Genomic DNA, 6,894 nt, shown 5'->3' on the forward strand with positions numbered 1-6,894 from the left:
GTACGGCGTCCAGGCCCTTGCGCCGGATCACCGACAGCGCCAGCGCGGCGCCGCGGGTCACGGCGTTGTGCCGGCGCGCCTCTTCACGCAGCGGCAGCAGCAGCTCGCGTGCGTGGCGCAGGGTCAGTTGGGCGCTGGTCTGCATTTCGAGGATGCGCGCATGGGTACGCAGCAGCATGTCGTCGTCGACCAGGTGGCCCAGGCGCGCCTGCTCGCCCAGCAGGCGCAGCAGCACGGTCTCGACCTTGCGTACGCCCTGCTCGAAGGCGCCGTCGGCGTTGACCAGCTGGATCATCGGCTCGACATACTCGTCCCAGGTCGCCAGCACTTCGGCATAGCGCTGGCGCAGCGGGATCTGGCGGTCGCTGGTCTTGGCCCGTTCGGCCACGCCGACCAGCGCCTGTTCGTCGTTGTCGAGCTTTTTCAGCACGTCGCGCACACGCATGTCGAGCAGGCGCAGCTGGCGCGCCAGGTCGTTGCCGTCGCGAATGTCGAAGGCGTCCTGGATATGCCCGGCCAGGCGCTCCAGGTGGCGCAGGTAGGCTTCGATCTCCAGGCACAGGCCCAGGCGGTGCTCGCGGCGCAGGTAGGCCAGGAAGTCGTGGATCTGCGCATTGAGCTCGAAGCGGTTCGGGCTCTTGGCCACCGGGACCAGGATGTCCAGGCGAATCCATACATCCAGCAGGCTGGTGATGTCCTGGGGCGTGCTGTCGAGCTGTTGTGCGGCCAGTTGCCCGCGCAGCTCGGCCAGGCTCAGGGTGCCCCCGTCGAAGCGCTCGCACAACGGCTCGAGCAGGGCCCAGTGTTCGGCTAGGGCGCGCAGGACGCGCTTGGGTTCGATCATTGGCGGGTCGACTCGTTGCCAAATAAAAGCGCCGATTGTACTGCATCAAGGGGGTTGCGATTCACCCCCTGATCGTTTGCCGCTGTTGCCGTTCGGTTTTCTGCGCTGCAACGCTGTCGCAACGGCGGTAGAATGGTCGCCCTGACTTATCCACAGATGGCCGTCCCTTGCTTATCGAGTCCCGCCGCCGCGCTTACCTGAACGCCATGCAAGTGGTGCACTGGCTGCCGCGTGCCGAACTGCCGTTCGCTGCCCCGTCGCGCCCCGAGCTGCTGGTGGTGCCTGCGCCGTTGGTCGAGGTGCCGGTGGTACAGGTGGTGGCTACGGCCAAGGCAGCGGCGCCTGCGGCCAGGCCGAGCGAACGGCCAAAAATCGAGATCCCGCGACCGACGGTCACCTCCAAGTTGCCAGCAAACCGGTAGCCGACGCCGATGAGGCCCCGGCGCAGGTCAAGCCGGTGGTGGTGCCACCGCCGCGCTTTGCCTTGCAACTGCTGCGCGCCGGGGACTGCCTGATCCTGGTCGAACTGGCCACCGGACAGCCGTTCCAGAGCCGCGACCCTTCGTACCTGCTGCTCAAGGACATGCTGCGTGCCGCCGGCCTGCCCGACAGCCCGCAGATCATCGGCGAGCCGGTGCGCTGGCCGTTGCTGGTGCGCGGCACCCTCGACCAGGGGCCCATGGCGGCACGGGACTTCGTACAGGGGTTTATCCAGGCGCGGCTTGAAGAGGCGCCCTGCAACTGCCTGTGGCTGGTGGGCCTGCCGGCGATACGGTTTGCCGGCGAAGCCGACGAGCAGGCGTACTACCGTGAACTGCCGGTGGAGGGCCTGGGCAATTGCTGGGCCTTGCCCGGCCTTGAAGTGTTGATGGACGAGCCGAGCCGCAAGGCGCACGTCTGGCAAGCCATGCGCCGGCTGATGGCGCGCTGGAAACCACGCAATGAGTGACACGATCAGCTTTCGCCGCATGACCGAGGCGGATCTGGATGCGGTACTGAAGATCGAATACGCGGCGTTCAGTCATCCGTGGACCCGCGGCATCTTTGTCGATGGCCTCAAGAACTACGAAATCTGGCTGATGTTCGAAGGCCAGCAGCAGGTAGGCCATGGCGTGATCAATGTGATCATCGACGAGGCGCACCTGCTCAACATCACCGTCAAGCCTGAAAGCCAGGGCCGTGGCCTGGGCCTGCGGCTGCTTGAAGAGCTGATGAAGCGCGCCTATGACAGCAATGGCCGCGAATGCTTCCTGGAAGTGCGTGCCAGCAACCAGTCGGCGTACCGGCTGTACGAGCGTTTTGGCTTCAACGAGATCGGCCGGCGGCGTGACTACTACCCGGTGGCGGGTGGGCGCGAAGACGCGCTGGTCATGGCCTGCACCCTGTTCGAATAGCGTTTCAGCGCTCGCGCTTGCCGTCCAGCGGGTAACGCCGCGCCAGTTCTGCCTCGTCCAGGCCGTTGCCGCCGCCAATGGCGTCTTCATCGACTACGCTCAGGTCCCAGTCGGCCGGGTGGTTGCCACCGGCCTCGCGGGGTGAGCGGGCACCGTCTTCGGGTATCAGGGTCTGCGGCTCGAGGTCGTCGTCGCTGGGGTCGAAATGCGGATCGGTGGCGGGGTTTTCGGTGTCGAAGTTCAAGGGTTCGACCGAACCCATCTGGTCTTCGATCGTATCGATCGGTGCCGGCTCTGGTGCATGCGGCGGGCGGCGTGACTGGCTCATGGCTATTCTCCTGAACGTGGCGTGTAAAGGGTGGACCGGCCACGGGCGCGAAGATTCAAAGGCGTGACCCCGACGGGCTCACGCCAGTCACACATGCGCATCTCCATGAGGCTTGAACATGCACGATCTACAAGAACTGATTGATAACAACGCACGCTGGGCCGATGCGATCAAGCAGGAAGATCCGGACTTTTTCGCCAAGCTGGCGCGTCAGCAGACCCCGGAATTCCTGTGGATTGGCTGCTCGGATGCACGGGTGCCGGCCAACGAGATCGTCGGCATGCTGCCGGGTGATCTGTTCGTGCACCGCAACGTGGCCAACGTGGTGCTGCACACCGACCTGAACTGCCTGTCGGTGATCCAGTACGCGGTGGATGTGCTGAAGGTCAAGCACATCCTGGTGACCGGGCATTATGGGTGCGGTGGGGTACGGGCTTCGATGCAGGACCGCCAGCTGGGCCTGATCGATGGCTGGCTGCGGGCGATTCGCGATGTGTACTACGAGCACCGGGTCGAGCTGGCCAAGCTGGCGACCGAGGAAGAGCAGGTCGATCGCTTGTGCGAGCTGAACGTGATCCAGCAGGTGGCGAACGTGGGGCATACCAGCATCGTGCAGAACGCCTGGCACCGTGGGCAGAGCCTGTCGATCCATGGGTGCATCTACGGTATCAAGGATGGCCTGTGGAAAAGCCTGAACACCACCATCAGCGGCTTCGAGCAGTTGCCGCCGCAGTACCGGTTGCGCGCCCAGGACTAACCTGCGTCGCGTCTTTCGCTGGCAAGCCAGCTCCCACAGGTACAGCGCCTGTCTCAAGGGTACTGCTAACCCTGTGGGAGCTGGCTTGCCAGCGAAGAGGCCGTAACAGGACTATTGCAATACCCGCAGCGTGCGCGTCATCACCCCGGTATTGCACTTGGCCTTGGCCTGCTCCGGCGTCATCTGGCGCACCGTGCGGAAAAACAGCTCGCACGTCTGCTTCTTCGCCGTCACCTGCCACTTCTGCGTGCACGCCCCCAGGGTTGCCTGCGCATCTGCCGCCGGGTTGCGCCCCATGCCCGCCTGCCAGCACGCCGCGCTCAGGTCCTGCCCCATCATGCGCAGGCCGGCCGCATCGGCCTTGTCCTGATCGTTGTCATTGTTCTTCGGGTCTGCGGCATACCAGATTGCGCTCGGGTGGTTCGAACCCAGTACCGCCACCGCCTGCCCTGGCGTCGGTGCGATGCTGACCAGGCCCAGTACATTCACCTGGGGGCCGTATTGCTGCTGGATCCAGCTGCGCACCGGCGCGCCAAACGCCACCATCGGCAAGCTGGTGCCCTGCGCCGTGCGGGTGACCTCGCGCACCATCTGCACCTGATAGTCGCTGAAGTACCCGTACACGCCTTCCAGGTCCTTGCCGGCACTGGCCGGTGCGGCGATCGGGGCGATGTCCACGATCGTCTGGTACGCCGGGGTCTGCTCGGCCGGGATACCGTTGAAGGTCAGCAACTGCGCCCAGCGGTCGGTGGTGTTGGAGCGCAGGTAGTCCTGCGCCTGGGTCAGCGAGTAGTCCGGCGGAAAATGCAGCAGCTCGATGCTGCGACGGTTTTCCAGGGCCATGCCCAGCGGCAGGAACAGTGACCAGTTGTAGGCCCACTTGCCCTCGTCGAGGAGCCGGCTGGCACCGCTGTAGGCCAGGTCGCCACTGTCGAGCAGCGCCTTGAGCGGTGCGCTGTAGCTGGCCGGCACCCCGCGGATATCGGCGTACAGCTGGTCATTGTCGCGTTGCACCTTGACCGTGGCCCCGGCATAGCCGTCTCGTTGCACGCTCTGGGTCAGGTAGTGCTCCACGGTCCGTTCCAGGCTCCAGTTGCGATAACAGATCACGCCACAGTTGTTGGGGTGGGCAAACAGCCGGGTTACCCGCTCCTGGGTGCCCAGCGCGATATGGGCATCGGCCAGCACGCTGCTGCTGGCGGCCAGGGCAATCAGGCCCAGGGCAAAACGTGTACGCATGTTCAACTCCTTGTCGAATGGCTCCCGGTGGGTGGGAGGCTTGCCATACTGGGGGAGTTCTCAGGGAAAGGGGAAGAGGTGAGCCAATGAGCAGGTATCGAAACATTGCGTTGTGTGTCGGTTTGCTGGGGGCCTTGCCGGCCCACGCCGAGCAGCGCGACCTGTGGTTGTTCGCGCAATGGACCGCCAGCCACGACACCCGCGGGTTTCGCGACATGCTGGTGCAGGCGCGGCTGTATGGCGTGGTGCCGCTGTACCAACTGCTGCGCTCGGCCAGCGACTGGCGCCTGTGCGGCGCCGAACCCTTTGCGGTGGCGCGCCGGCGCAGTGGCCGGCGGTGCGCTCGACACTGCAGTTGCTCAAGACGCTGAGTGACCAGCAGCGGCTGAAGGGCTTTGAAGTGGTGTCGGCCTATCGCAACCCCACGCTCAACCGCTGTGCCGGCGGGGCCCGCGACAGCGCCCATACGCGCGCGTTTGCGCTCGACCTGCTGCTGCCGGCCTGGAGCGACCCACGCCCGCTGTGCACGTTCTGGCAAACCCAGGGGCCGGCCTGGAACATGGGGTTGGGCCGCTACCCGTCTGGGCGCATCCATATCGATACGGCGGGCTACCGCACCTGGGGTGGCGACCTCAGTGTGGGGTCGTCGTTCTGTGCAGCGCTGGCACCGATTACCCAGTCGGCGAACCGCGTGCCTGGCGCGCCGGGCTCGAAGGGGCGGGTGCTGAGCAGGTAATAGGCCGAGCCGTCCGCGGTGAAGCCATGGGGCGCGCAGAGTTGGCCGCTGGCGAGTTCGTCCTGCACCATCAGGCGCGAGGCGAGGGCGACCCCGAGCCCGGCCAGCGCCGCCTGGATGCACAGGTAGAAATGTTCATAGTCGGCACGCGGGCTGCCCTCGGCCGATTGCCCGCTCAGGCGCAGCCACTGCTGCCAGGCCTCGGGCCGCGTTGCGCTGTGCAGCAGGCGCTGCCCGGCAAGGCCCTGCGCAGGCAGGGCCAGGTCAGGGCGACACACCGGCCCCACGGCCTCGTCGCAGATCTTCAGGCTGTGCAGGCTGGCGTCCCAGTGAAAGTCGTCGCGGCGCAGCGCCAGGTCGACGTTGCTGCGGGCGAAGTCCAGCGGCCCGCCGGCGGCCACCAGGTGCAGCTGGATATCCGGGTGTGCCGCGTGGAACGCGGGCAGGCGCGGGATCAGCCATTTCATCGCGATGGTCGGCTCGCACGACAGCACCAGCACGTCTTCACGGGCCTGTTGTTGCAGGCGCTGCACGCTGGCCTGCAGTTGCTCGAACACCGACACGGTGGTGTCGTGCAACGCACGCCCCGCGGGGGTGAGGAAGATTGCGCGGTTGCGTCGCTCGAACAGTTGCACGCCCAGTGACTCTTCCAGCAGGCGTACCTGGCGGCTCACGGCGCCATGGGTGACGTTCAGGCGCTCGGCGGCGCGCACGAAGCTTTCGGTTTGTGCGGCGACATCGAAGTAGCGAAAGGCGGCGAGGGCGGGCAGTTTCATATGTGTGAGGAAAACTAGCGGATTTACGCCACTATAAATCGCTTTTTTGCCCTGCTGAAGCTTTCGATAATGGCGGTGCACAGAATGATCTGTGCAATTTGCTGGAGGATCGAAGGTGGGAGAATTGCTTGCCGTTGCCCTGATTACCGTGCTGGCGGTGATCAGCCCCGGGGCCGACTTTGCCATGGTCACCCGCGCCAGTTACGCCTTTGGACGGCGCAGTGGTTTGCTGGCGGCGCTGGGGATTGCCTGCGGGGTACAGGTGCATGTGCTGTACACCGTGCTGGGCGTGGCGGTGCTGATCAGCCAGTCGCCGGGGCTGTTCATGGCGATGAAGGTGCTGGGGGCGGGTTACCTGATCTACCTGGGCTATGGGTCGTTGCGCACTACCACGCGGTTGTCGCTCGAACAGGACGGTGCGCTGGCTCGGCCCAGTGCGCTGAGCGCGTTCGCCTTGGGGTTTCTGACCAACGCACTGAACCCCAAGACCCTGCTGTTCGTGGTCAGTGCCTATAGCCAGGTGGTGCAGCCGGGCAGTTCGCTGGGGTTGAACTTTGCGTATGGGGCGTTCATGTCGGTGGCGCATTGGGCGTGGTTCAGCCTGGTGGCGCTGTTCTTTTCCCGTGAGGTGTTGCGCCGGGCGATGTTGCGGCGCCAGCGGGTGGTGGACCGGGTGATCGGTGTGGCGCTGATCGGGCTGGGCCTGGCGGTAGTGTTGGTGAATGTGCGGTGACGCAACCGGCCTCTTCGCTGGCAAGCCAGCTCCCACAGGTACACCACTGCGCCGAAGATCACTGTTCACCCTGTGGGAGCTGCTTGC

The 6,894-nt window shown here is 65.4% G+C and carries 7 protein-coding genes and 2 pseudogenes; 5 read left to right on the top strand and 4 right to left on the bottom strand.

The features are described 5' to 3' along the window. The coding region (locus G3436_RS23855; protein WP_163950231.1) for a hypothetical protein at positions 1–844 on the bottom strand (844 nt) is incomplete at its 3' end. A 167-nt stretch (positions 845–1,011) separates the two neighbouring features. On the opposite strand from G3436_RS23855, the pseudogene G3436_RS23860 reads away from it, so the two are divergent. After that, positions 1,012–1,793 (top strand): annotated as a pseudogene (locus G3436_RS23860) (energy transducer TonB). Continuing rightward, complete coding sequence (gene rimI / locus G3436_RS23865) at positions 1,786–2,238, top strand: ribosomal protein S18-alanine N-acetyltransferase (RefSeq protein ID WP_163950234.1); 453 nt, start codon at positions 1,786–1,788, stop codon at positions 2,236–2,238. Before G3436_RS23860 ends, rimI begins: the two are co-directional and overlap by 8 nt. A gap of 4 nt (positions 2,239–2,242) precedes the next feature. On the opposite strand, the gene G3436_RS23870 is transcribed toward rimI, so the two are convergent. Next, positions 2,243–2,566: a serine kinase/phosphatase gene (locus tag G3436_RS23870; RefSeq protein WP_163950237.1), complete on the bottom strand. Its 324-nt coding sequence runs from the start codon at positions 2,564–2,566 to the stop codon at positions 2,243–2,245. A gap of 118 nt (positions 2,567–2,684) precedes the next feature. Here G3436_RS23870 and can point away from each other — a divergent pair, with 118 nt between their 5' ends. Beyond that, positions 2,685–3,323: a carbonate dehydratase gene (gene can, locus G3436_RS23875; protein ID WP_163950240.1), complete on the top strand. Its 639-nt coding sequence runs from the start codon at positions 2,685–2,687 to the stop codon at positions 3,321–3,323. A 111-nt stretch (positions 3,324–3,434) separates the two neighbouring features. Here can and G3436_RS23880 read toward each other — a convergent pair whose 3' ends face one another. Then, a complete protein-coding gene (locus G3436_RS23880) occupies positions 3,435–4,562 on the bottom strand; it encodes a hypothetical protein (protein WP_163950242.1) in 1,128 nt (375 codons plus the stop codon). An 86-nt stretch (positions 4,563–4,648) separates the two neighbouring features. Here G3436_RS23880 and G3436_RS23885 point away from each other — a divergent pair. Beyond that, positions 4,649–5,217 (top strand): annotated as a pseudogene (locus G3436_RS23885) (D-Ala-D-Ala carboxypeptidase family metallohydrolase); the annotation flags it as partial. Here G3436_RS23885 and G3436_RS23890 read toward each other — a convergent pair. Beyond that, complete coding sequence (locus G3436_RS23890) at positions 5,172–6,074, bottom strand: LysR substrate-binding domain-containing protein (protein WP_243667289.1); 903 nt, start codon at positions 6,072–6,074, stop codon at positions 5,172–5,174. The pseudogene G3436_RS23885 and the gene G3436_RS23890 overlap by 46 nt on opposite strands. Before the next feature lie 115 nt (positions 6,075–6,189). Here G3436_RS23890 and G3436_RS23895 point away from each other — a divergent pair, with 115 nt between their 5' ends. Then, positions 6,190–6,807 (top strand): LysE family transporter, encoded by a 618-nt coding sequence (locus G3436_RS23895; protein ID WP_163950245.1) that lies wholly within the window; start codon positions 6,190–6,192, stop codon positions 6,805–6,807. The last annotated feature ends 87 nt before the right edge of the window (positions 6,808–6,894 follow it).

It is taken from the genome of Pseudomonas brassicae (assembly GCF_010671725.1).
In the GTDB taxonomy this organism is placed as follows: domain Bacteria; phylum Pseudomonadota; class Gammaproteobacteria; order Pseudomonadales; family Pseudomonadaceae; genus Aquipseudomonas; species Aquipseudomonas brassicae.